Source organism: Novosphingobium sp. BL-S-21, assembly GCF_055521655.1.
Map to the genome: position 1 here is coordinate 1,578,243 of NZ_CM145496.1, position 23,121 is coordinate 1,601,363.

The 23,121-nt window shown below is 67.9% G+C and carries 17 protein-coding genes and 1 tRNA gene; 9 read left to right on the plus strand and 9 right to left on the minus strand.

The annotated features are described in order from the left end of the window. The first annotated feature begins 80 nt into the window (after positions 1 to 80). The 4 genes from ACZ1J6_RS15880 (at position 81) to ACZ1J6_RS15895 (ending at position 4,334) form a co-directional block, all read left to right on the plus strand. Positions 81 to 1,406, plus strand: a complete 1,326-nt coding sequence (locus tag ACZ1J6_RS15880) for a replication-associated recombination protein A (RefSeq protein WP_465127481.1) — start codon at positions 81 to 83, stop codon at positions 1,404 to 1,406. A 65-nt stretch (positions 1,407 to 1,471) separates the two neighbouring features. Next, positions 1,472 to 2,335 carry a hypothetical protein gene (locus ACZ1J6_RS15885; RefSeq protein WP_465128255.1) on the plus strand — a complete coding sequence of 288 codons (864 nt, stop codon included), beginning with the start codon at positions 1,472 to 1,474 and terminating at the stop codon, positions 2,333 to 2,335. Positions 2,336 to 2,404: 69 nt separating this feature from the next. After that, a complete protein-coding gene (locus ACZ1J6_RS15890) occupies positions 2,405 to 4,165 on the plus strand; it encodes a DUF885 domain-containing protein (RefSeq protein WP_465127482.1) in 1,761 nt (586 codons plus the stop codon). A gap of 93 nt (positions 4,166 to 4,258) precedes the next feature. Beyond that, a tRNA-Thr gene (locus ACZ1J6_RS15895) sits at positions 4,259 to 4,334 on the plus strand. Positions 4,335 to 4,371: 37 nt separating this feature from the next. Here the strand turns inward: ACZ1J6_RS15895 and ACZ1J6_RS15900 are convergent. The 4 genes from ACZ1J6_RS15900 to ACZ1J6_RS15915 form a co-directional block, all read right to left on the minus strand. Continuing rightward, complete coding sequence (locus ACZ1J6_RS15900) at positions 4,372 to 5,388, minus strand: MarR family transcriptional regulator (protein ID WP_431567306.1); 1,017 nt, start codon at positions 5,386 to 5,388, stop codon at positions 4,372 to 4,374. Between the two features lie 85 nt (positions 5,389 to 5,473). Further along, positions 5,474 to 6,502: a ferrochelatase gene (gene hemH / locus ACZ1J6_RS15905; RefSeq protein ID WP_465127483.1), complete on the minus strand. Its 1,029-nt coding sequence runs from the start codon at positions 6,500 to 6,502 to the stop codon at positions 5,474 to 5,476. Beyond that, on the minus strand, positions 6,502 to 8,817 hold the full coding sequence (locus ACZ1J6_RS15910; RefSeq protein WP_465127484.1) for a molybdopterin cofactor-binding domain-containing protein: 2,316 nt from the start codon (positions 8,815 to 8,817) through the stop codon (positions 6,502 to 6,504). Before ACZ1J6_RS15910 ends, hemH begins: the two co-directional genes overlap by 1 nt. Beyond that, on the minus strand, positions 8,817 to 9,785 hold the full coding sequence (locus tag ACZ1J6_RS15915; RefSeq protein ID WP_465127485.1) for an Mrp/NBP35 family ATP-binding protein: 969 nt from the start codon (positions 9,783 to 9,785) through the stop codon (positions 8,817 to 8,819). Before ACZ1J6_RS15915 ends, ACZ1J6_RS15910 begins: the two co-directional genes overlap by 1 nt. Positions 9,786 to 9,937: 152 nt before the next feature. Here ACZ1J6_RS15915 and hflK point away from each other — a divergent pair, with 152 nt between their 5' ends. The 3 genes from hflK (at position 9,938) to ACZ1J6_RS15930 (ending at position 13,712) form a co-directional block, all read left to right on the plus strand. Then, on the plus strand, positions 9,938 to 11,215 hold the full coding sequence (hflK, locus tag ACZ1J6_RS15920) for a protease modulator HflK (protein WP_465127486.1): 1,278 nt from the start codon (positions 9,938 to 9,940) through the stop codon (positions 11,213 to 11,215). Then, positions 11,215 to 12,054, plus strand: a complete 840-nt coding sequence (gene hflC, locus ACZ1J6_RS15925; protein ID WP_132264948.1) for a protease modulator HflC — start codon at positions 11,215 to 11,217, stop codon at positions 12,052 to 12,054. The genes hflK and hflC overlap by 1 nt, the downstream gene beginning before the upstream one ends. A gap of 125 nt (positions 12,055 to 12,179) precedes the next feature. Beyond that, positions 12,180 to 13,712, plus strand: coding sequence for a Do family serine endopeptidase (locus ACZ1J6_RS15930; RefSeq protein WP_207912900.1), 1,533 nt, complete (start codon positions 12,180 to 12,182; stop codon positions 13,710 to 13,712). Between the two features lie 271 nt (positions 13,713 to 13,983). Here the strand turns inward: ACZ1J6_RS15930 and ACZ1J6_RS15935 are convergent, their stop codons facing one another. The 5 genes from ACZ1J6_RS15935 to ACZ1J6_RS15955 all read right to left on the minus strand — a co-directional run bounded on the left by ACZ1J6_RS15935 (position 13,984) and on the right by ACZ1J6_RS15955 (position 19,748). Then, entirely contained in the window at positions 13,984 to 16,230 is a 2,247-nt protein-coding gene (locus ACZ1J6_RS15935) for a transglycosylase domain-containing protein (protein WP_465127487.1), read from the minus strand. A 127-nt stretch (positions 16,231 to 16,357) separates the two neighbouring features. Further along, the gene (locus tag ACZ1J6_RS15940; protein ID WP_465127488.1) at positions 16,358 to 17,233 is read right to left on the minus strand and encodes a dienelactone hydrolase family protein; all 876 of its coding nucleotides are present in this window, start codon (positions 17,231 to 17,233) and stop codon (positions 16,358 to 16,360) included. 98 nt (positions 17,234 to 17,331) lie between these two features. Further along, entirely contained in the window at positions 17,332 to 17,733 is a 402-nt protein-coding gene (locus tag ACZ1J6_RS15945; protein WP_132264942.1) for a VOC family protein, read from the minus strand. 135 nt (positions 17,734 to 17,868) lie between these two features. Then, complete coding sequence (gene purU / locus ACZ1J6_RS15950; RefSeq protein ID WP_132264940.1) at positions 17,869 to 18,723, minus strand: formyltetrahydrofolate deformylase; 855 nt, start codon at positions 18,721 to 18,723, stop codon at positions 17,869 to 17,871. A gap of 11 nt (positions 18,724 to 18,734) precedes the next feature. After that, a complete protein-coding gene (locus ACZ1J6_RS15955) occupies positions 18,735 to 19,748 on the minus strand; it encodes an NAD(P)H-dependent flavin oxidoreductase (protein ID WP_132264938.1) in 1,014 nt (337 codons plus the stop codon). A 219-nt stretch (positions 19,749 to 19,967) separates the two neighbouring features. On the opposite strand from ACZ1J6_RS15955, the gene ACZ1J6_RS15960 reads away from it, so the two are divergent. Beyond that, positions 19,968 to 21,512 carry a catalase gene (locus ACZ1J6_RS15960; RefSeq protein ID WP_465127489.1) on the plus strand — a complete coding sequence of 515 codons (1,545 nt, stop codon included), beginning with the start codon at positions 19,968 to 19,970 and terminating at the stop codon, positions 21,510 to 21,512. A 217-nt stretch (positions 21,513 to 21,729) separates the two neighbouring features. Continuing rightward, positions 21,730 to 23,025: an acetyl-CoA hydrolase/transferase family protein gene (locus ACZ1J6_RS15965; RefSeq protein WP_465127490.1), complete on the plus strand. Its 1,296-nt coding sequence runs from the start codon at positions 21,730 to 21,732 to the stop codon at positions 23,023 to 23,025. The last annotated feature ends 96 nt before the right edge of the window (positions 23,026 to 23,121 follow it).

The following is a 23,121-nucleotide window of genomic DNA, read 5'->3' on the forward strand; positions in this document are numbered from 1 at the left end:
CCCTGCCTGCTTCAAGCCGGCAAGGATACGCGCCTCGGCCAGACGATGCAATTCTGCGGGACAATGGCTAGATAGGTCCCATGGCCGACCTTTTTGCCGACGACCTTCCCCCGTCCCCCACGCCCGACACCCCGCGGGAGGATGCCCCGCTTGCCGATCGCCTCCGCCCGCGCACGCTGGAGGACGTGGTCGGACAAGAGCACCTCACCGGGCCGGAAGGCCCGATCGGCCGCATGGTGGCGGCGGGGCGGCTTTCCTCGATGATCCTCTGGGGTCCCCCCGGCACGGGCAAGACCAGCACCGCGCGGCTGCTGGCCGATGCGGTGGGCATGCGCTTCACGGCGGTCTCGGCGGTGTTTTCGGGCGTGGCCGACCTCAAGAAGGCTTTCGCCGAGGCCGACCTGGCCGCCCGCGCCGGCCAGCGGACCTTGTTGTTCGTGGACGAGATCCACCGGTTCAACCGCGCCCAGCAGGACGGCTTCCTGCCCTTCGTGGAGCGCGGCACCGTCACCCTGGTCGGCGCGACGACGGAGAATCCCAGCTTCGCGCTCAACGCCGCCCTGCTCAGCCGCGCCCAGGTGCTGATCCTGCACCGCCTCGGCGCAGAGGCGCTGAACACGCTGCTCGGCAAGGCCGAGGCGCTGGAAGGCCCGCTGCCCCTCGATGACGACGCCCGCGCGGCCCTGGTCGCCTCTGCCGACGGCGACGGGCGTTTCCTGCTCAACCAGGCCGAGACACTCTACGCCGCGCAGATCCCGGAGCCGCTCGACCCGGCCGGGCTCGGCCAGTTCCTGCAGCGGCGCGTGGCCGTCTACGACAAGGACCGCGACGGGCACTACAACCTGATTTCGGCGCTTCACAAGGCGGTGCGCGGATCGGACCCTCAGGCCGCGCTCTACTATCTGGCACGCATGATGACCGCGGGCGAGGAGCCGCTGTTCCTGCTGCGCCGCCTCGTCCGCATGGCCAGCGAGGACATCGGCCTGGCGGATCCGCAGGCCCTCGCGCAATGCCTGGCGGCCAAGCAGGCTTATGAGTTCCTCGGCTCGCCCGAAGGCGAACTGGCGATCGCGCAGGCCTGCCTCTACGTCGCCACCGCGCCGAAATCGAATGCCGCCTATGCGGCCTGGAAGGCCGCGGCCCGCTCGGCGCGCGAGACCGGTTCGCTGATGCCGCCGGCCAATATCCTCAATGCGCCGACCAAGCTGATGAAGGACATCGGCTACGGCAAGGACTACGCCTACGACCACAATGCGCCGGACGGCTTCTCCGGCGACGACTACTGGCCCGAGGACATGGAGCCGCAACGCTTCTACGAGCCGGTCGAGCGCGGCTTCGAACGCGAGATTCGCAAGCGCCTCGAATGGTGGGACCGCAAGCGGGCCGAGCGGCAGGGGCAGAGCTGATGAACGAACGGGTCTAGGCCTTGCCCCGTCACTTGTCCGGCGCCCCGGCCCGTTTCCGGCACTTCATGGCCATCGACTGGTCTGGCGCCCTCGGCCCGCGCCAGAAGGGCATCGCCGTCGCCCTCTGCGGACTGGAGGGCGCGCCGCGGCTGTTGCACCCTGCGGATCATCGCCACTGGTCGCGTGAGGCGGTGTTGCACCTGCTGCGGGACGACTTGCCGCAGGACACGCTGGTGGGGCTGGACCTCGGCATCTCGCTGCCTTTCGCCGATGCCGGGGCTTTCTTCCCCGATTGGCCGGCCAGTCCCCAGGACGCCCGCGCGCTCTGGGCACTGATCGATAGGATCTGCGCCGAAGACGCCGATCTGGCCGCGGCCAGCTTCGTCGACCATCCCGAAATCAGTGCCTACTTCCGGCGTCATGGCGGCCGCGAAGGCCTGCGTTTCCACCTTCCCGGCGCGGGCCACCGCCGCGGACGCCTGCGCGTGACCGAACAGGCGCAGGCCCGCGCCGGGTGCAGACCCTATTCCAACTTCAACCTCGTGGGCGCCGCGCAAGTCGGCAAGTCCAGCCTCACCGGCATGCGCCTGCTGCACCGCCTGCGCGGCGCGGTTCCGGTCTGGCCGATCGATCCCCTCCCCGTATCCGGCTCGGTCGTGACCGAGATCTACACCACGCTTGCCGCCGTCGCGGCGGGCCGCTCTGCCGGGCGGGCGAAAATGACCGACCATGCCGCGCTCGATACCGCGCTCGCGGCACTGGGTTCGCCGCCGACAGGGGGAACCGGCCCGATCGACGATCACAGCGCGGATGCCCTCCTCACCGCGGCCTGGCTGCGCACGGCGGCCCCGCGCGAAGACCTGTGGAAACCCCTTGATCTCACACCGGAACTGGCCAGGACCGAGGGCTGGACCTTCGGCGCGCCATAGCCCAGAACCTGTCCCCATCGGGGCCGCGAACAACCGGCCTCCAACATGACTGACAGGGACAGTTCGGCTATGAAACATGCACTGCTGGCGGGGATCGCCTGCCTTGCTCTCGGTCTGGGAGCACACGTCTCGAATGCGGCCCCCGCGCCCAAATCCGCTCCCCCATCCGCTCCCGCCGCCACCCCGGTATCGGTCGCGCTCGGCAAGCCGGCCACGCCGTGGAAGAGCTTCGTGAACCGGACGATAGAGAGCTGGATGGCGCAGGATCCCTCCTTCGCGGTCTATCAGGGCGCGCACCAGTTCGACGGCAAGCTGCCCGACTGGAGCCCCGCCGGGCTCAAGGCACGCGGGGCTTTCCTGAAGAAGGTGATCGCCGATGCCGGCGCCTTCGTCAGCCTCTCCGCCGAAGACCGCTTCGAGCGCGACTACCTGGTGCAAGTCGCCAAGGGCCAGCTGTTCTGGCTGGAAGACGCCGACAAGCCGCACAACAATCCCGGCTTCTACATCGAGAACGGCCTCGACCCGAACGTCTACGTCAGCCGCGCCTATGCCGACAAGCCGACGCGCATGAAGGCCATGATCGCCTTCTTCAAGGCCGTGCCCACCGCCGCCGCGCAGATCCGCGGCAACCTGAAGACGGCGATGCCCGCCAGCTTCATCAAGCTCGGCACTGCGGGCTTCTCGGGCTTTGCGGAATATTACCGCGGCGACGCCCGCACCGCTTTCGCCGATGTGAAGGACGCCGCGCTCCAGGCCGAGTTCAAGGCCAGCTCGGAAAGCGCGGCCAAGGCCATGCAGGACCTTTCCGACTGGCTCGGCAAGGCCACGCCCACCCAGGACTTCGCGATGGGCGCCGAACGCTTCTCGCGCATGCTCGCCGCCACCGAGGCCGTCGATGCCCCGCTCAGCGAGTTGGAAGCCGTGGGCCGCGCCGATCTCAAGCGCAACCAGGACCTGCTCAAGGCCGCCTGCGCCGAATATGCCCCCGGCAAGGACATCCAGGCCTGCTTCGACAAGATGCGCGCCGACAAGCCGGAAGGCGGCCCCGTCGCTGCCGCGCGCCTGCAGATCCCGGAACTGACCGCCTTCGTGCGCCAGCACGATATCGCCACGATCCCCGGCACCGAACAGGCGCTGGTGGAGGAAAGCCCGCCCTACAACCGCCAGAACTCGGCCTATATCGATCCCGCCGGGCCGCTGGAGAAGGGCATTTCCTCGGTCTACTACATCTCGCCGCCGGACCCTTCCTGGTCGCAGCAGATGCAACAGGACTATATCCCCGGCAAGAACGACTTGCTGTTCACTTCGGTGCACGAAGTCATGCCCGGCCACTTCCTGCAATTCCTCCACTCGAACCGCTCGCCCTCCTGGGTGGGCCGCCTCTGGGTGGGCTACGCCTATGCCGAAGGCTGGGCGCACTATGCCGAGGAAATGATGTGGGACGCGGGCCTGGGCAAGGGTGATGCCGGCGTCCATGTCGGCCAGCTGTCGAACGCGCTGCTGCGCAACTGCCGCTACCTCTCGGCCATCGGTCTCCACGCGCGCGGCATGACGCAGGAACAGTCCAAGCGCATGTTCATGGACGAGTGCTATCAGGACGAAGGCACCGCCGAGCAGCAGGCCGCGCGCGGCACTTACGATCCGGCCTATCTCAACTATACGCTGGGCAAGCTGATGATCCGCAAGCTGCGCGACGACTGGACCGCCTCGCGCGGTGGCCGCGCGGCCTGGAAGCCGTTCCACGACCAGTTCCTGAGCCACGGCGGCCCGCCGATCCCCCTCGTGCGGCAGGCGATGATGCAGGAAGATGCGCCCCACGCGATTTTCTGAGCGGATATTTCATAAAAGCAACTGGACCGGCGCCCCTCCCTCGCGGTAAGGGCGCCGGACTTGTCGCGCGCATCGCCCATGCCGATGCGCCGGGCCGGCTTAGCTCAGTTGGTAGAGCACCTGATTTGTAATCAGGGGGCCACGGGTTCGAATCCTGTAGCCGGCACCACTTCCCGACATCCTTCGAAACAACGAAAGCCGCGGCTTCAGACCGGGAGCGCGCCCATCGAGGCGATCTCGCCGAAGTAGGCGGCCAGGCGGTCTGCGGCATCGCCCGTGAGTTCGATGAAGGCGCGGCGGCGATCGTTTTCGTCGCAGACGCGTTGGAACAGGTTGGCCTGGACGAGCGCCCCAATCCAGCGCAGCGCCGTAGTGGGCGGAACGCCCGAGGCGATGCAGAGCGAGGTGACGGAGACTTGCTTGCCCTCCACCCGCGCCGCCGCGAGATCGAGCAGCATGTCCCAGGCGGGGTCCGCGAAGAACTCGCCTTCGATGAAGCGCGAACGCAGCTGGCGCTGGCGGATCACGCGGCGGATCAACCGGGCCTCGGGCAGCGCCGCCGTACTGGCAAGGGGGATCGCGCGTCCTGCCGCCATGTCGCGCGGTGATTGGCCCGACGGCGCCGCGCCGCGCGGCGCGGTGACGGCGCCCGCCGAACCGGACGATCTCGCGAAAGGCGATTCGGCCTCGCGCGGGGCCAGGCGGTCGATATGACCGGCGATCTGCCCCACTTGTTCGGTCAGGCGCAGCAGCATCAGCCGGTCGTCTTCGGACAGTTCTCTCAGGCGCGCGGCGGGAAAACCGGCCAGGACCTGCCCCAGCGCGATCACCCGCTCGGCGCGGTTGGGGTCGACCAGCAGCAGCGGTGCCGACATGTCCATGCAGGCAAAGACGTCGTCGAGCGCGTCCACCGAGGTCGAGACGATCAGCCGCGTGCCCCCGCCGGCCGCCTGCATGTCCAGCCGGGCGAGCGCCGCCATCGTAGCGGCATCGACCAGGGGACAATCGAGCAGGACCACGTCGGCCTGCGGCTTTCCTGCATTGCCGAGAAGCGCATCGAGAGGGGCGGCCACGGCAACATCGAGCCCGGCGCCCACGGCATCCTCGCGCATGGTCGCGCGCAGATGCGGTCGGTCCGCGAAGATCGCCAGCGAGACCGCCCGGCCGCCGGATGCGTCCTGCTGCCCGCCATAGGTGAAATCGGCGAAGTCCCTATCCCGCATCTTCGTTCGCCCCCGCTCCGAAACCTGCCGACAACGGGTAGGTCGAAGCCCGGGGGAGTCAACGCGAACTAAGGTTAAATCCTTGTTACCAGCCGGATAGCTCGCGCCTGACGAGGGCTTCGAGCATGTCCATGCCCGCGGCCCCGTCGTTCAGGCAGCCGAGCACGGCCATCGTCTCCCCACCCGCTTCCTCGAAGACTTCGCGCCCGCGAATCGCCAGTTCCTCCAGCGTTTCCACGCAGTCTGCCGAGAAGCCGGGCGCTGCTATCGCAAGGCGCCGTGTTCCCGCCTTCGCTTCGGCCGCCAGCACGTCTTCGGTCGAGGGTTCCAGCCACCGGGCGCGGCCGAAGCGGGACTGGAAGCTCGTCTCGATCCGCAAGTCCGGACGGCGCCGGGCCAGACGCTCGGTCAGCAGGCGGGCGGTTTCGAGGCAGTGGGGATAGTAGGGATCGCCCAGGTCGGCCGTGCGCTGCGGCATGCCATGGAAAGAGAGCAACAGCACTTCGGGCCGGAAGTCCAACGCCTCCACCTGGCCCAGCAGGTCGGCCTCCAGGGCATCGATATAGGCGGGGTCGTCGAAATAGGGCGGCAGGGTGCGGATCGCGGGCTGCGCCCGCATCGTGCCCAGCGCCTCGCCCAGCTTGTCCATCACCGAGGCCGTGGTCGCACCGGAATATTGCGGATAGAGCGGCGCGATCAGGATGCGCTCGCAGCCGGCCTGCGTCATCGCCTCAAGCCGCGAGGACAAGGACGGATTGCCGTAGCGCATGGCCCAGTCCACGCGCGCGCGCGCACCCAGCCGCTCCTGCAACCGCCCGGCCTGGGCCCGGGTGATCGCGGCCAGCGGGGAGCCGTCGGCAGTCCAGACCTGCTGATAGGCATGGGCGGACTTGGCCGGACGGGTGCGCAGGACGATGCCGTGGAGGATCGGCTTCCAGGCGATGGCCGGGATCTCCACGACGCGCGGATCGGACAGGAATTCGGCCAGGTAGCGCCGCACCGCTGGGGCAGTGGGCGCATCCGGCGTGCCGAGGTTCACGAGGAGCACGCCGATCCCGCCATCGGCCTGTTCGGCGCGGCGCGGTTCGGCCGATTGCCGGTCTCTGGTGGCCATTACATATCCTCGGCAAAGAGCGGAAGGCGGCGGAAGCGGAGCCCCGTCGCCGAAAAGAGAGCATTGGCCACCGCAGGGGCAACCACGGCAACCCCCAGTTCGCCCGGATCGGCGGGGTCTTCCGTGCTCTCGATGAAGTCGACCTCGATCGCCGGGCAATCGGCAAGGGTCGGCAAGGCAAGATCGGACAGGCGCTCCCCATCGGGCCGGCCGCCCGCATAGTTGGGGCTGCATCCCAGCGCGAGGCCCAGGCCGAAGACGAGCCCGCCCTCGACCTGTTGGCGGGCCACATCGTAGTTCACGATGCGGCCGATGTCCGCCACGGCGCTCAGCCGGTCCACGCGCACGCCGTTCTCGTCGCGCCGGGCGCTGGCGACCACGGCGATCCGGCCATCGCCGATGACGTGGCAGGCGATGCCCTGCCCGCTGTTGTCGCCGCCGCCGCCCCACTGCGCCAGGCCCGCCGCGCGCTGGAGGCATTCGGCCAGGCGCGGGTCATGCCCCAGTATCGCCATGCGGAACGACAGCGGCTCGCGCCCGGCCCGGTGCGCCAGTTCGTCCACGAAGCTCTCGTTGAAGAACGCGGTGTAGCCATGGGCATTGCCGCGCATCCGGCCGGTCGGCAGGTCGATCGCGGCCGGAATGTGGTCGACGGCCAGGTTCGGTACCGCATAGGCCGGAACCGCCCCTTCCACCGCCATCGGATCGGCAGCCTCGGCCACGGCGTCCAGCGCATCAAACGCGGACTCTCCCGAGAAGAAGCGCCGACCGAACGCGCGCGCGGTGGCCGGCGCGGCGATCCTTGCGCGCCAGCCGGTCGGCCGCCCTTCCGCATCGGGGCGGGCAGCCATGACCGCAACGGCCGGCGCCCGCGGCATAGTGGTGAAATGCTCCTGCCGCCGCGAGAAAGTAAGCTGAACCGGCCGCCCGGCCTCGCGGGCCAGAACCGCGACTTGCGCGGCATGGGCGCATTCCAGGCGCCGGTCGAAACTGCCGCCGATCGGCATCGGATAGAGCACGACATCGGCCGCCTGCAGACCCAGCGCACTGGCCGCAGCCACGCGGGCGGCCTCGGGCGCCTGAGTGCCGATCCAGAGTTCGAGGCGCCCATTCTCGTAACGCGCGGTCGCGCTGGCCGTCTCGATCGTGGCATGGACGGCGGGAGCGACCTCGTAGCGGATCTGGACCGGCAGCGCGCCCGCGATGGCCGCCGCATCGCCCACCATATGGAGGCGGCTGGGCGAGCCCATCGCCATCGCCTCGTCCAACGCACTGTCGACATCGCCGCTGTCGCTGCCCCGGGCAACGCGAAAATGGGGGCTGGCGCGGGTCAGCGCCGTTTCGGCCGTCCACCAGTCCTCGGCCAGCGCCGCCACCCAGTCCGGCCCTTTGACGAAACGGAGGAAGCCGCGCAGGCCCTTGCCCGCGCCATCGTCCAGGCCCGAGAGGCTCGCCTTCCCGATCGGCGCCTGACGGATCGCGGCGCGGACCATGTCCGGCAGGCGGACGTCGCCGGCAAAAGTCCACGATCCGTCCAATTTCGAGGGAAGGTCGAGCCGCGGGTAGCGCAAGGGGGCGCCGGGCAGGAATTCGCCGGGCTTCTCGGCCATGGCCTCGGCCCGCAGCGGGGGCGGGTCAGGCGGCGAGAAAGTCGCCGCTTCCGCTGCCAATGGTCCGAAATTCAGGCGCTTGCCTTCGTGCAGGACGAGGCCGCCGAACACTTCGCACGCCTCGGGCGCGACGTTCCAGCGCGCGGCAGCGGCCTGGACCAGCAAGGCGCGGGCCGAAGCGGCAGCGGCGCGGGCGGGGCCTTCATAGGCGGCAACCGCGGTACCGTCTGCCGTGGCGTTGAAGCGGTGATCCTCGGCCCAGCGGCGCGCGGCGAAGCTGTCCGGCGCTTCGGCCAGCGCGGGCATGGCGGGCATCCACAAGGGCGCCCACTTCGCGGCCAGCACGGCATTGGCATAAAGCGCGCTGACCGGCGCGGGTTCGACCGCCACCTGCCGCCAGTCCGCGCCGAGTTCGTGCGCGACGATCTGCGGCAGCAGCGTCGTGACACCCTGCCCCATCTCCACTTGCGGCACCGCCACGCTGACCACGCCGTCCGCCGCGATCTTGATCCAGGCGCCAAAGGCATATTCGTCGCGGCCGGGTTCGAGCGGTAGCGGAAAGCGGCGGGGGCGCAGCAGGTAGCCCACCGCCAGCCCGCCGCCCGCGAGCGCGCCGATCAGGATCCCCCGGCGCGAGATCCGCGCGCCGGACACCGAGCGCTCGGAAGCATGCCCCCCGGAAACAGAGAGGCGCGGCCCGGCCATCAGTGGCTGTCCAGCCAATCCGAAACGCGCGCGGCAAGCGCGGCGAACGCCTCCGCCTGCGGTCCGTTTCCGGCCGCCGGGGGCGTGCCTGCATCGCTGTCGCGGCGGATGACGATGTCGAGCGGGATGCGGCCCAGGAAGGCCTGGCCCATGTCCCGCGCGGCCGCTTCGGCCCCGCCCGCACCGAAGGGATCGCTCACTTCGCCGCAATGGGGGCAGGCATAGCCCACCATGTTCTCCACCACCCCGACGATGGGCACGCCGCTCTTTTCGAACAGCTCGATCGCGCGGGTTGCGTCCATCAGGGCCAAGTCCTGCGGCGTAGAGACGATCACCGCGCCGGCGGGCTTGAACTTCTGCAGCATCGTCAGCTGGACGTCGCCGGTTCCGGGCGGCAGGTCGACGACGACGATCTCGGCATTGTCCCAGTGGCCTTCCAGCAATTGGGTCAGCGCCCCGGCCACCATCGGCCCGCGCCAGGCGATCGCCTGGCCGGGCTCCAGCAGATTGGCCATCGACAGCACCGGCACGCCGAACGCGCTGGCCACCGGCACCAGCCGACTTTCATGGGCCACGGGCCGCTGCCCCTCGGTGCCGAGCAACCGGGCCTGCGAAGGACCGTAGATATCCGCGTCCACCAGGCCGACCTTGCGGCCCATGCGGGACAGCGCGACCGCGAGGTTGGCGGCCAGGGTCGACTTGCCGACCCCGCCCTTGCCCGATCCCACCGCCAGGATGCGCCGCGAGGGCTTGTCCGCCATCACCGCCACCCGCACGTCGGCAACGCCGGGAGCGCCCTGCAGCGCCTCTGCGACGCGGGCTTCCAGCCCGGCGCGGTCCTGCACCGAAAGGCCGGTGGCATCGATCACGACGCTGGCCGTGCCCTCGGCCAGCCGCAGCGACTGGACGCGTTGGGCGACCTCGGCCGGCAGGAGCGCTTTCAGTCGATCGGCGTCCGGACTTGTCATCTCATCCTTTTCCAAAGCTTGGGGGAATTTGCGGTTCAGGTGGAGCACTGGGCGAAAAAGGGCAAGAGAGGCACTGTTTTTGTGCGAATAGCGCACCTATAGATAAGGGCATGAAAGCTATTGGTGATGCAATCTCGCCCGAAGGTCTTGCCATGAGCGGGCGTCAAAGCCCCTGGGGCGGTGACGGCGGGAACTCGGGCGACGGCCCGCGGGAGGGGTCCGAAGGCGGATCCGGCGACGGTCCGGCCGGCAGTTCCGGCGAAGGCCACGACGGCGGCTCCGATGAGGGCGCCTCTGGCGACGGCGAAGCGGCGAAAGGTCCGCGCGGCGAAACCCCGCCCCGCCCATCCGACCGTCCGGCCGACAAGAAGGGCCCGCGCAACCCCTGGCTTCCCAGCGGCGATACCCCGCCGCGTCGCTCCGCCGGTCTTGACGACATTTTCCGCCCGCGTGAACCGCGCCGCACCAGCGGCGGTGGCGGCGGCGGGTTCGGTCCCGGCGGCGGCTTTCCCAACATTCCGCGCCGCGCCGACGGCAAATCGTGGCTGCCGCTCGGCATCGGCGTGGCCGTGGTCGCGCTGCTGGCCATGAGCAGCGTCCACATGCTCGGCCCCAAGGACCAGGGCATCGTCACCCGGCTGGGCGGCTATTCGCGGACCATCGATTCCGGCCTCTCGCTGAGCCTGCCCTGGCCGATCGAGGCCGTGGACGTCAGTGACGTGCGCAGCTTCAAGGTCTATTCGATCCCCGACGGCGACGGCGAGAAGCTGATGCTGACCAGCGACAAGAACCTGGTCGACCTCAGCTACCTGGTCCGCTGGAACATCAAGAACCTGAAGGACTACAGCTATCGTCTCGCCGACCCGGAAGAGACGGTGCGCGAAGTGGCCGAAGCGGCGATGCGCGCCTCGATCGCACAAGTCACGCTGAACCAGGCGCTCTCGGGCGCCGGCCGTGCCACCGTGGAGCAGGACGTGCGCGAACGCACCCAGCGCATCCTCGACTATTACCGCTCCGGCGTCTCGATCCAGGGCGTGGAAGTGAAGAAGGCCGATCCACCGGCCAAGACCCGCGAGGCCTTCGACCAGGTCAACGTCGCCCAGCAGGAAGCCGACCGCGACCGCTCCAAGGCCCGCGCCTGGGCGCAGCAGACCCTGGCCCGCGCGCAAGGCGCCGCGGCTTCGTTCGACAAGGTCTACGAACAGTACAAGCTCGCCCCCGAAGTGACGCGCCGCCGCATGTATTACGAAACGATGGAGGGCGTGCTGCGCGACAACGACGTGGTCGTCAGCGATTCCAAGAACATGACGTCCTACCTTCCCCTGCCCGAAGTCCGGCGCCGCCCGCCCGCCAGCGACGAAACCGTCGTGACCGTGCCCGCCGGCCCTGCCGCCGCTTCCGCGACCCCCGCCACCAAGGGAGGCCAGTGATGAACAGCTTCTGGCAGGACTTCAAGCTTCCCCTCATGCTGGGCGGCGTGGCCGTGGTCGCGCTCATGATGAGCATGATCGTGGTGCCCGAAACCGAGCAGGCCGTGGTGGTTCGCACCGGCCGGCCGATCACCGTCTACAACCCCTTCAAGCCCAAGGCCGACTACGGGCAGACCGGCGCGGGCGTGCATTTCCGCATCCCCCTCGTCGACCGCGTGATCCGCATCGACAAGCGCCTGCTCTCGGTGGACATGCAGCAGCAGCAGGTGCTCTCCACCGACCAGCTCCGCCTGAACGTCGATGCTTATGCCCGCTACCGCATCATCGATCCGGTGAAGATGGTCGAAACCGCCGGCACGACCGAAAACGTCACGCAGCAGCTGGAGCCGATCCTTTCCTCGGTCCTGCGCCAGGAACTGGGCAAGCGCACGTTCGAATCGCTGCTCACGGCCGAGCGCGGCAAGGCCATGGAGAACATCCGCGACGGGCTCGACCGCGAGGCCCGCGAATATGGCGCCCAGGTCGTCGACGTGCGGATCAAGCGCGCCGACCTTCCCGAGGGCGCGCTGGAAAGCGCCTTCACCCGCATGCAGGCAGCCCGTACCGAGGAATCGCGTACGATCGCCGCGCAGGGCCAGAAGGACGCCCAAATCATCCAGGCCGAAGCCGAAGCGCAGGCTTCCAAGATCTATGCCGACAGCTTCGGCAAGGATCCGCAGTTCTACGACTTCTACCGCTCCATGCAGAGCTATTCTGTGACATTCGCCAAGGGCGACAACGGGAAGACCATCCTGCTTTCGCCCGACAACGCCTATCTGAACCACTTCAGGGAACCCTGACCGGCGCGAAGCGCTGAATGGCCGCCTATTCAAACCCGGTTAAGCTCTCACAGGTTCAATCGGAACAAGTCGGCGGATGGTGACGCTGCACCGCCAAGACGGAGGAATTAAAGGACGTGAAGCCCGTGCGATACGCTTATGGACTGACCACAGCGCTCCTGCTGGGGGGCGCGACCGCCACTTTGGTGACAGGCTTCCCCGCCGGAGCCCAGGTTGCCCAGAACGAAGCCAGCCAGATGGCCCGCGTGGTGCCCCGCGCCGGCGCGCCGGACAGCTTTGCCGACCTGACCGAGCAGCTTCAGCCTGCCGTGGTCAACATCTCCACGCGCCAGCGCGTGCAGGTGGCGGGCGGCGGCGCCAACCCCTTCGCAGGCACGCCTTTCGAGGGGCTGTTCGGCGGCGGTGGCGGATCCACCCCGCAGACGCGTGAAGCGCAGTCGCTCGGCTCGGGCTTCATCGTGTCGGCGGACGGCTTCATCGTCACGAACAACCACGTGATCACGGCCGAGGGCAAGGGCGAGGTGGAATCCATCACCGTCATCATGCCGGACGGTACGGAATATCCCGCCAAGCTGATCGGCAAGGACGCCGCGTCGGACCTGGCCGTGCTCAAGATCACCGCCCCCAAGGCCCTGCCCTACGTCAAGTTCGGAGACAGCTCCAAGGCGCGCGTGGGTGACTGGGTGATCGCCATCGGCAATCCCTTCGGCCTGGGCGGCACGGTCACGGCGGGCATCGTCTCGGCCGTCTATCGCAACACCGGCGCCGGCGGCGCCTACGACCGCTACCTGCAGACCGACGCCTCGATCAACCGCGGCAACTCGGGCGGCCCCATGTTCGACATGAAGGGCCAGGTGATCGGCATCAACAACGCGATCTTCTCGCCCACCGGCGGCAGCGTCGGCATCGGCTTCGCGATCCCGGCCGAGATCGCCTCGCCCATCGTCGAGAAGCTGATGAAGGGCCAGGCGATCGAGCGCGGCTATCTCGGCGTCACGATCCAGCAGCTCAACGAAGACCTCGCGGATTCGATGGGCCTGGAACACAACAAGGGCGAGTTCATCCAGAGCGTCGTTCCCGATGGTGCCGGCGCCAAGGCCGGCATCCAGGCGGGTGACGTCGTGGTGAAGGTGAACGGCAAGGAAGTGACCCGCGACCAGACGCTGTCGTTCCTGGTCGCCAACACGGCGCCCGGCACGCGCATCCCGGTCGAGCTGATCCGCAACGGCCGCCGCATGACGGTGACCGCCACCGTCGCCAAGCGCCCGACCGACGACGAGCTTCAGCAGACCTTCGATCCGGGCACCGACCAGGACAGCGATCCGCTGGGCAATTCGCCCAAGCAGGCCGACAGCGCGGTGCAGAAGTCGCTGGGTCTCTCGGTCACCCCGCTGACGCCGCAGATCGCCCGCCAGATCGGCGCGGCGGAAGGCACCCGTGGCCTGGTGATCGTCGGCGTCGATCCCAGCTCGGATGCCGGCCAGAAGGGCTTTGCCCGCGGCTTCATCATCCTCTCGGCCAACAATGCCCCGGTGACCACCCAGGCGGACCTGGAGAACGCGATCAAGGCCGCCAAGGCCGACGGTCGCAGCGCGATCCTGCTGCGGGTCCAGCCGCGCGGCCAGCCCGCCGCCTACGTCCCGGTGCGCCTGCGCTAAGACCCGGCCCCGCCGGAAACAGAAAAGCCCGCCGGAGCGATCCGGCGGGCTTTTTCTTGGGCAGGACGCGTCAGCCTTCGGGCGCTTCGTTCGGGGGAAGGAAGGGCAGCGTCAGATCCGGTGAGCACGCTGCAGCGGATGGCAGGCTCTATGAGGCCCGCGCTCCATCTTCCTTCCAGCGACATGCCCTGAGCCGGCGGGCAGACATCGCAGCCACAAAAAAGCCCGCCGAAACGCGCGGCGGGCTCTTTCGTTCTTACGGGAAGCGGGGTCAGTCGCCCGGCGTGCGGGTCGCCGTGGGCCGCGGGCCAGCGGGTACGGGCCGCGCGCCGGGCGCCGTCTGCCGCTGCCCCGGAGCATTGCCCAGGCCCTGCCCGGCACGAAGCCCCGGATCGTCGCTGCGCGAACGGCCGGTGGCGCGGTCGAGGAAGTCCTCATTCGCTGCCGGCGGGGTCTGGCCGGGGCCGTAGTCCGGCATCTGCGGCTGGCCGGGGCCGGCGCCGGGTCCTACCGAGCCATCCTCGTAGCGCGGCTGGCCATCCGGTCCCGTCGCGCCCGGAACCTGGCCGCCGGCGCCGTCTTCCGGGCGCACGATGTTGCCGTTCTCATCGACGTAGTAATAGTCGTTGGGATTTCCCTGCATGGCCTCGTCGTCAGGTTCGAGCTGCCATTCGGGAAGCTTCACTTCCGTCTGGAACTGCTCGACCGGACGCTTGGCCACCGCCACCTTCATGTAGTCCGAGAAGGCGCGCGCCGGGGCATGGCCGCCCGAAAGGCCGGGCACCGGACGGGCATCGTCACGGCCCATCCATACGCCGGTGGTGATCCCGCTGGAGAAACCGAGGAACCAGCCGTCCTTGTTCGAGCTGGTGGTGCCGGTCTTGCCGGCCACGGGACGGCCGATCTGCGCGGCGCGGCCGGTACCGGTGGCGACCGTGGTCTGCAGCAGGTCGGTAATGCCCGCCGCGACATTGGGCGGCACCAGGACTTGTCCGCGCGCGGACTTGTGTTCGTAGAGCACGTCGCCCGAGGCTGCCGTCACCTTGACGATGCCATAAGGCTCCACCGAAGTGCCGCCTGCCGAGATCGCCGCGAAGGCGCGGGTCATGTCGATGACGTGGACCTCGGACGTGCCCAGGACCATGGCCGGCTTGGTGTTGATCGGGGTGGTCACGCCGAAGCGGCGCGCCATGGAGGCGACGGTGCCGAAGCCCACTTCGTTGCCGAGCTGCGCGGCCACGGTGTTCTTCGAATAGGCGAAGGCGGTGCGGATATCGATCTGGCCGGCAAAGTTGCGGCCATCGTTCTGCGGGCTCCAGCCGTCGATCGTCACCGGTTCGTCCACCACGCGGTCGTCGGGGGTGTAGCCCGCTTCCAGCGCCGAAAGGTAGACGAACAGCTTCCACGCCGAACCCGGCTGGCGCAGCGCGGTGGTGGCGCGGTTATAGTTCGAATTCACGTAGTCCGTGCCGCCGACCATCGCCAGCACCGCGCCGTCGCGGTCCAGGCTGACCAGCGCGCCCTGAGCGCCCTTGGGGGCATTGGCGGTGATCGCGCTCGTCGCGGCCTGCTGCATCTTCGGGTCGAGCGTGGTCCAGACCTCGATCGGCTCGTTGGTGTCGGGCAGCAGCATGTCGAGCTGGGGCAGCGCCCAGTCCGTGAAGTAGCGGACCGCATTCTGGCCCTTTTCCTTCACCACCTTCACATCGGCGATGTCGGCCTGGTCTGCCTCGCTCTGGCTGATGGCGCCGTTCTTGACCATGAGGCCCAGCACCACTTCGCCGCGATCCTTCGCCGCTTCCACATCCGCGGTCGGCGAATAGTTGGAAGGCGCCTTCACCAGGCCGGCGATGATCGCCGCCTCGCCGGTGGAAAGCTCGGTGGCCGGGTGGCCGAAGAACTTGCGGCTGGCCGCGTCGATGCCATAGGCCCCGCCGCCGAAATAGACCTTGTTGAGGTAGAGTTCGAGGATCTGGTCCTTGTTGAACTTGCGCTCCAGCGCCAGCGCCAACACCGCTTCGCGCGCCTTGCGCGTGAAGGAGCGGCTGTTGTTCAGGAAGACGTTGCGCGCCAGCTGCTGGGTGATCGTCGAGGTGGCCTTGGCCCGGCCGCCGGTCGTGGTCGAAACGTAGACGGCGCGCAGCAGGCCCAGCGCGTCGACGCCGATATGTTCATGGAAGCGGCGGTCTTCCACGGAAACCATGGCGCCTTTCATCACTTCGGGAATCTGGTCGTAGCTCAGCCACTTGCCATAGCTCGGCCCGAGCGAGACGAGTTCGGTGCCGTCACGCGCGCGGACCACGATCATCTGCCCGTTCTGGCTGCTCTTGAGCGCGTTGTATTCCGGCAGCTCGCTCATCGTGAAGACGACGGCGGTGCCCAGGAATATCACGCCCAGGACGACAAGCGCGCAGCCCCATATCAACACGCCGCGAACGATTCGGCGCCAGAGGGGTTTTTTCTTGGCAGAAGAGGAAGGCCCGCTGGTGGAGCGGCGCCGGCCGGAATCATTGGCCATTTTCTAGGTACAAATCCCTTAAGCGGGCCAAGCGGCCCGAGCGCTTCCTACACCGTGGACGCGCCTATTGTAACCCGGCGTTAACGGGCAAATGACGATCTGGACATCCGCCCATGGAGCCGCCGCTTCACAGCGTGGCGTAGAGCGCCAGCATCCGCTGCCAGGCCTTGTCCGCGGCATCCGGGTCCCACGCCGGGGAATCGGGCACGCACCAGCCGTGATCGGCCGGATAGACTTCGACTTCCGCCGGGCGGCCCGCGGCCGCGGCGGCCTGCTTCAGCTCGGACTTCTGCGCCGGCTGCTTGGCATCGTCGTTGCGGGCGATGGCGAAGAGGAACGAGGCCTGGGACCGCGCCAGAAGGCGGTGCGGACTGTCCGCCTTGTCGGTCACCAGCCCCGCCCCGTGGAAAGAGGCGGCCGCGCGCACGCGCGTCGGCACGGCCGCGGCCGCGCGCACGGTGAACGGGCCGCCCATGCAGTACCCGTTCGAGCCGATGCCGCGCTTGCGGTCCACGGCCTTCTGCTCGTCGAGAAAGGCGACATAGGCGGCGGCATCGCGGGAGATCGCCTCGGGCGTCAGCGCGGCGCGCAGCGGCTCGACTTTGGCCTGCCCTTCCGGGGTGCGGAATGCGGCGAAGCTCTCGAACACCGGGGCGGGCTCTCCGCGGTAATAGGGGTTCACGACAAGGACCGCATAGCCTTCCGCGGCCAGAGTGCGGGCCATGATCTTCTTCGCTTCGCGCAGGCCGGCGATATCCGGCCACATGATCACGCCGGGGTGGCTACCCTTGGCGGGATGGACGAAGAAGGCATCGGCCACGCCGTCCGCCGTCGTGATCGAGACCATCCGCTCCTGCACGGAATTGGCGGGATGAGTCTTCATGATGCTGGTGCTGCAGCCTGCCAGCGCAGCGCTGGCGCCAAGCGCCGCGAACTCGCGCCGGTTCAATCCCCGGCGCGCGAGGTTGCCATCTTCAGCTTCGGCCGTGAAGTCATCGCACATCGAAAGGCGCTCCGGTCCTTGGAAAATCAGGTTGTTGCGGCAAGGCTACCCAACCGGGACCGGGAAGGCGAGCATTTGCTACGCCGGACGGGACAGATTCAATCGCCCGGGAAATTGAGTTCCAGGTTCACCGCATTGGGATCGACCAGGAATATCTGGCGCAGCCCCAGCTTCGGATGGTCGCTCACGCGGTGAGCAAGGCCCAGTTCCTCGATCTTTGCCGCGGTCTCGGCAAAGCCGGTGCAGCGCAGGGCAAAGTGGTGGAGCGCATTGGTCGGCTGGCCGGGACGATAGGCCTCGTAGCGGTCGCCGGCCGTCGTGCGGTCGACCAGGTGAACGATCGCGCTGCCCTGCCCGTCGCGCATCCAGTAACCGGCGATGCCCATGGCGATCGTGGGGTTGTCGCTCCGCGTGAGGCCGAGAACCTGCTCGTAGAACGAGGCCGTCTTCTCGAGATCGTCAGTGAGGATATTGACGTGATCGACGCCGCTGACAGGCATGGCCGCTCTCCCTGGTTTCAATTCGCCGAAAGCGAATTTGGCGGCACCCGCCCACGAAAAGGCCCTCTCGGGCATTTTCGGACAAAGACTCGTAAACGCACACACCATCGACCGATGCGCGCGCCGCCGCAAGGGTCAGCTGCGGAAGACCACCGTGCGGGAACCGTTCAGCAGCACGCGGTCCTCCAGGTGCAGGCGCACGGCCTCGGCCAGGACGCGGCGCTCGATGTCGCGGCCCTTGCGCACCATGTCCTCGGGCGTGTCCGCGTGAGTCACGGCTTCGACATCCTGGTGGATGATCGGGCCTTCGTCGAGATCGCCGGTCACGTAGTGCGCGGTGGCGCCGATCATCTTCACGCCGCGCGCGTGGGCCTGGTGATAGGGCTTGGCGCCCTTGAAGCCCGGCAGGAACGAGTGGTGGATGTTGATGCACCGGCCAGAGAGGAACGCGGCCATCTCGTCCGAGAGGATCTGCATGTAACGCGCCAGCACCACCAGCTCGGCGCGGGTTTCCTCCACCAGCGCGCGGATCTGTGCTTCCTGCTCGGCCTTGGTTTCGCGCGTGATCGGCAGGTGATGGAAGGGGAAGTCCCCGATCATCAGCGAATTGATCGCCTCGCGCGGGTGGTTGGAGACGATCCCCACCACTTCCATCGGCATTTCGCCGATGCGCTGGCGATAGAGCAGGTCGGCCAGGCAATGGTCGAACTTGCTGACCAGCAGGAGCACGCGGCGCGGCCGGTCGCGGCGCGTCATCGACCAGGCCATGCCATATTCGTGGGCAATCGCCCCGAAGCCCTCGCCGAACGCCTCGCGGTCGGCCGAGCCGGGATCGAAGGCCACGCGCATGAAGAACTTGTCTTCTTCGAGGTCGTTGAACTGCTGCGCCTCGATGATATTCCCGCCCGTCTGGGCAAGGTAGCCCGTGACGCGGGCGACGATCCCCGGACGGTCGGCGCAGGACAATGCCAAAATCAGCGGTTCGGCCATCGACCCGGTCCTCAGGCGGAACGGTTGGAAAGCGCGGCCTCGGACTCGGCCATGAGCGCGGCAATGATCTCCGTCACCGGCTCTTCCTTGCTGACCATGCCCACCGACTGGCCGGCCATCACCGAGCCGCTCTCGACGTCGCCGTCGATCACCGCGCGGCGCAGGGCGCCCGCCCAGAAGTGCTCGATCGCCAGCTGGGCTTCGCCCATGTCGACCTCGCCGGCGTCAAGGCGCTTGGCGACTTCGATCTGCTTGGCGGTGAACTCCTCGGTGCCCTTGTTCTTGAGCGCGCGCACCGGGATCACCGGCAGGCGCGGGTCGACCTGCACGGAGGTCACGGCGTCGCGGGCAGAGGCGCGGAAGAAGGCCTTCTTGAACGCCGGATGGGCGATGGATTCGCTCGCGCAGGCGAAGCGCGTGCCAAGCTGGACGCCCGAAGCGCCCATCTCCAGATAACCGGCCATGGCCTCGCCGCGGCCGATGCCGCCCGCCACGAAGACCAGGTGCTCCTCGGCCAGCGCCGGCAGGATTTCCTGCGCCAGCACCGAAGTGGAGACCGGGCCGATGTGGCCGCCAGCTTCCATGCCCTCGATCACCAGGGCGTCCGCGCCCGAGCGCAGCAGCTTCTTGCCCAGCGCCAACGTCGGCGCGAAGCAGATGACCTTGGCGCCCGATTCCTTGATCGCTTCCAGGCTGCCCTTGGGCGGAATGCCGCCGGCCAGCACGACATGGCCGACCTTGTGCTTCGCGCAGACCGCGATCAGGTCGAACAGCTGCGGGTGCATGGTGATGAGGTTCACGCCGAAGGGCTTGTCGGTCAGCGCGCGGGTGGCCGCGATCTCCTTGTCGAGGAGTTCGGGGTTCATCGCACCGCAGGCGATCACGCCGAAGCCGCCCGCATTGCTGATCGCCGACACGAGATTACGCTCCGACACCCAGGACATGGCGCCGCACAGGATGGCATATTCGGTGCCGAAGAATTCGCGTCCGCGCGTCATCAGTGCGGAGGTCTTTGAGGTGGCCATCGATGCTCCCATAGCCGGCAATTCCATAATGAGCGTGCGCCATAGATGGGCGGAAGGCCGCGCACAAGCGCCGCCGCCGATGCACGCTTCCCTCTAACTAATCGCCTGGACCGATCACACTTACATCTTCGTATAGTTTCACCGATCTCCATGCAGGCGTTAAGCCCTTCGCATAGCCGAGAAAATCGACCCGATTTCGATGAGACAAGGAGTGAGACCATGACCGAGACCCCACCCAATGGCGGCAAGTGCCCCTTTGCCCATGGCGAGACCTCGCTCACTCCTACCCCCCTCACCACCGCCTTCGGCGCGCCCGTGGTGGACAATTCCAATTCGCTGACCGCCGGTCCGCGCGGTCCGTTGCTAATGCAGGACGTGTGGCTGCTGGAGAAGCTGGCCAACCTCAACCGCGAAGTGATCCCCGAACGGCGCATGCACGCCAAGGGCTCGGGCGCTTTCGGCACGTTCACCGTCACCGGCGACGTTTCCAGGTACACGCGCGCGAAGTTCCTGGGTGAAGCCGGCAAGCAGACCGAGATCTTCGCGCGCTTCACGACCGTGGCGGGCGAGCGCGGCGCGGCCGATGCCGAGCGCGACATTCGCGGTTTCGCGGTGAAGTTCTACACCGAGGAAGGCAACTGGGACATGGTCGGCAACAACACGCCGGTGTTCTTCGTGCGCGATCCGCGCAAGTTCCCCGACCTCAACAAGGCCGTGAAGCGCGACCCCCGCACCAACATGCGCAGCGCCACCAACAACTGGGACTTCTGGACCCTGCTGCCCGAGGCGTTCCACCAGGTCACCTACGTCATGGGCGACCGCGGCATTCCCAAGAGCTACCGTCACATGGACGGTTTTTCGAGCCATACGTACTCGTTCTATAACGAGGGCGAGCGGTTCTGGGTGAAGTTCCACTTCAAGACCCAGCAGGGCCACGCCCACCTGACCGACGCCGAGGCGGCCGAAGTGGTGGCGGGAGACCGCGAATCGAACCAGCGCGACCTCTACGACGCCATCGAGCGCGGGGATTTCCCGAAGTGGAAGGTCATGGTCCAGATCATGGCCGAGGAAGAAGCGGCAACTTGCGGCTTCCATCCCTTCGACCTGACCAAAGTCTGGTCGCAGAAGACCTATCCGCTGATCGAAGTCGGCATGATGGAGCTGAACCGCAACCCGGACAACTTCTTCGCCGATGTGGAACAGAGCGCCTTCTCGCCCTCGAACCTCGTCCCCGGCATCGGCGTCTCGCCTGACAAGATGCTCCAGGCGCGGCTCTTTGCCTATTCGGATGCGCAGCGGTACCGCCTTGGCGTCAATCACCACCAGATTCCGGTGAACGCCGCGCGCTGCCCGGTCTTCACCAACCACCGCGACGGCCAGGGCCGGGTCGACGGCAACTATGGCGGCCTTCCGCATTACCACCCGAACTCGTTCGGCCAGTGGCAGGGCCAACCCGAGTTCCGCGAGCCGCCCATGAAGATCGACGGCGCTGGCGGTGCTTGGGCCGACTTCTGGGACTTCCGCGAGGACGATCACGACTACTTCAGCCAGCCGCGCGCCCTGTTCGAACTCATCGACGCCGACCAGAAGCAGCGCCTGTTCGACAACACCGCCCGCGCCATGGGCGACGCGCCGGACTTCATCAAGCAGCGGCACATCGACAACTGTACCCGCTGCCATCCGGCTTATGGCCTGGGTGTCGCCAAGGCACTGGGCATGAGCGTGAACCCCGCGCTTTCGCCGGTACCCGAAACCGCCGACTGACCTCCCGGCCGTCGCACGTTCCCCCCGCCCGGCCCTCCCTGGCCCTGCGATGGCCCCGATCCCGCCCCCTTTCCCCCGAGGGGGCGGGATCTTTCTTCTGCAGAACGAGACGCAATCCCGGCGGGACGCGGCCAGGTCGCGCGCAGGCCCCGCTTCCGGTCTTCCCCTTGCTTCCTGCCGATGGCACACCCGGACCCATAGAAAAAAGAGTGGGATCATGGACGCCAAGCAGATCTACGCCGCCAAACTGACTTCTGCCGACGAGGCGGTCCTGGCCATCGCCAGCGACAGCGATCTTGCCATGGGTATGGCTGTCGCCGAGCCGCCCGCGATCCTCGCCGCGCTTGCCCGGCGCGCCGAAGCCGGAACGCTGCGCGACTTGCGGGTATGGTATCTCCTCTCCCAGACCCATGCCGGAACGACGATCCTGCGCCGCGACTTGCTCGACCGGATCCGGCCGCGCTGCCTGTTCATGGGCGGGGTCGAGCGCGCCCTCGTCAAGGCCGATCCCGCGGCGGAAGCGCTCATCGATTTCGTGCCCTGCGCCTTCAGCGGGTCCCCCCGGCTGCTGCGCGACGAATGCGCGCTGGACGCCTGCGTGCTCACTGTCTCGCCGATGGACGAAAGCGGCTATTTCAGCTTCGGCGCGGCCAATGACTATACCTCCGTTGCCGCGCACTGTGCCCGGACGGTGATCGTCGAAGTGAACCCGGCCATGCCCCGCGTGGCCTGCTCGACGCCGCTCCACGTCTCGCAGGTTGCCGCCATCGTCGAGAACGCGGTCCCGCTGCTATCGTTTGGCGAAGCGCCGGCCGCACCCGAGGACGAGGCCATTGCCGCGCGCATCGCCGACATGATCGACGACGGCGCCTGCCTCCAGATGGGCATCGGCAACCTTCCCGCGGCGGTCTGCCGCCGCATCGAAAGCCGCCGCGACCTTGGCATCCATACCGAATTGCTCACCCCGGCGATGGCGGGGCTGGTCCATGCCGGCGCCGTCTCCAACCGGCTGAAGGCCACTCATCCCGGCCGCAGCGTCTATACTTTCGCCATGGGAGACGCGCCGTTCTACCGCTGGATGGACGGCAATCCCCAACTCTACTCGCTGCCGGTCGACGTGGTGAACGACGCCGCCGAGATCGCCCGGAACGACAAAGTGGTCTCCGTCAACGCGACGATCCAGGTCGACCTTCAAGGCGCCTGCAATTCGGAGTTCATGGGCGGGCGGCAGTTCTCGGCAGCGGGCGGCCAGCTCGATTTCGTGCGCGGCGCCTATGGATCGAAAGGCGGCGTCTCGATCATCGCCTGCCGCTCGACGGCGAAAGGCGGCACCGTCAGCCGCATCGTCCCGCGGCTCGACGGCCCGGTGACGACGCCCCGCAACGACGTCCACTGGATCGTCACCGAGCACGGCGCCGCCAACTTGCGCGGCAAGAGCCTGCGCGAACGGGCCGCGCTGCTGATCGGCCTGGCGGACCCTCGATTCCGGGACGAACTCGCCAAGGCGCTTTGACGGGAGCCGTCAAAAGAGCCGCGGGCGACGCCTATACCGCAGGACGCCCTGCGGCCGCGCCGCGACCTTGTTTGCGGAATTCGATCCAGCGCCATG

Bases quoted from the DNA above. Each gene is read 5' to 3' on its own strand.
- ACZ1J6_RS15900 (WP_431567306.1), bottom strand. From the start codon at position 5,388: ATGCGGGATAGGGACTTCGCCGATTTCACCTATGGCGGGCAGCAGGAC.
- ACZ1J6_RS15885 (WP_465128255.1), top strand. From the start codon at position 1,472: ATGGCCATCGACTGGTCTGGCGCCCTCGGCCCGCGCCAGAAGGGCATC.
- hflK (WP_465127486.1), top strand. From the start codon at position 9,938: ATGAGCGGGCGTCAAAGCCCCTGGGGCGGTGACGGCGGGAACTCGGGC.
- ACZ1J6_RS15955 (WP_132264938.1), bottom strand. From the start codon at position 19,748: ATGGCCACCTCAAAGACCTCCGCACTGATGACGCGCGGACGCGAATTC.
- ACZ1J6_RS15945 (WP_132264942.1), bottom strand. From the start codon at position 17,733: ATGCCTGTCAGCGGCGTCGATCACGTCAATATCCTCACTGACGATCTC.
- ACZ1J6_RS15915 (WP_465127485.1), bottom strand. From the start codon at position 9,785: ATGACAAGTCCGGACGCCGATCGACTGAAAGCGCTCCTGCCGGCCGAG.
- ACZ1J6_RS15910 (WP_465127484.1), bottom strand. From the start codon at position 8,817: ATGGCCGGGCCGCGCCTCTCTGTTTCCGGGGGGCATGCTTCCGAGCGC.
- ACZ1J6_RS15890 (WP_465127482.1), top strand. From the start codon at position 2,405: ATGAAACATGCACTGCTGGCGGGGATCGCCTGCCTTGCTCTCGGTCTG.
- ACZ1J6_RS15880 (WP_465127481.1), top strand. From the start codon at position 81: ATGGCCGACCTTTTTGCCGACGACCTTCCCCCGTCCCCCACGCCCGAC.
- ACZ1J6_RS15965 (WP_465127490.1), top strand. From the start codon at position 21,730: ATGGACGCCAAGCAGATCTACGCCGCCAAACTGACTTCTGCCGACGAG.
- ACZ1J6_RS15940 (WP_465127488.1), bottom strand. From the start codon at position 17,233: ATGTGCGATGACTTCACGGCCGAAGCTGAAGATGGCAACCTCGCGCGC.
- purU (WP_132264940.1), bottom strand. From the start codon at position 18,723: ATGGCCGAACCGCTGATTTTGGCATTGTCCTGCGCCGACCGTCCGGGG.
- ACZ1J6_RS15960 (WP_465127489.1), top strand. From the start codon at position 19,968: ATGACCGAGACCCCACCCAATGGCGGCAAGTGCCCCTTTGCCCATGGC.
- hemH (WP_465127483.1), bottom strand. From the start codon at position 6,502: ATGGCCACCAGAGACCGGCAATCGGCCGAACCGCGCCGCGCCGAACAG.
- ACZ1J6_RS15935 (WP_465127487.1), bottom strand. From the start codon at position 16,230: ATGGCCAATGATTCCGGCCGGCGCCGCTCCACCAGCGGGCCTTCCTCT.
- hflC (WP_132264948.1), top strand. From the start codon at position 11,215: ATGAACAGCTTCTGGCAGGACTTCAAGCTTCCCCTCATGCTGGGCGGC.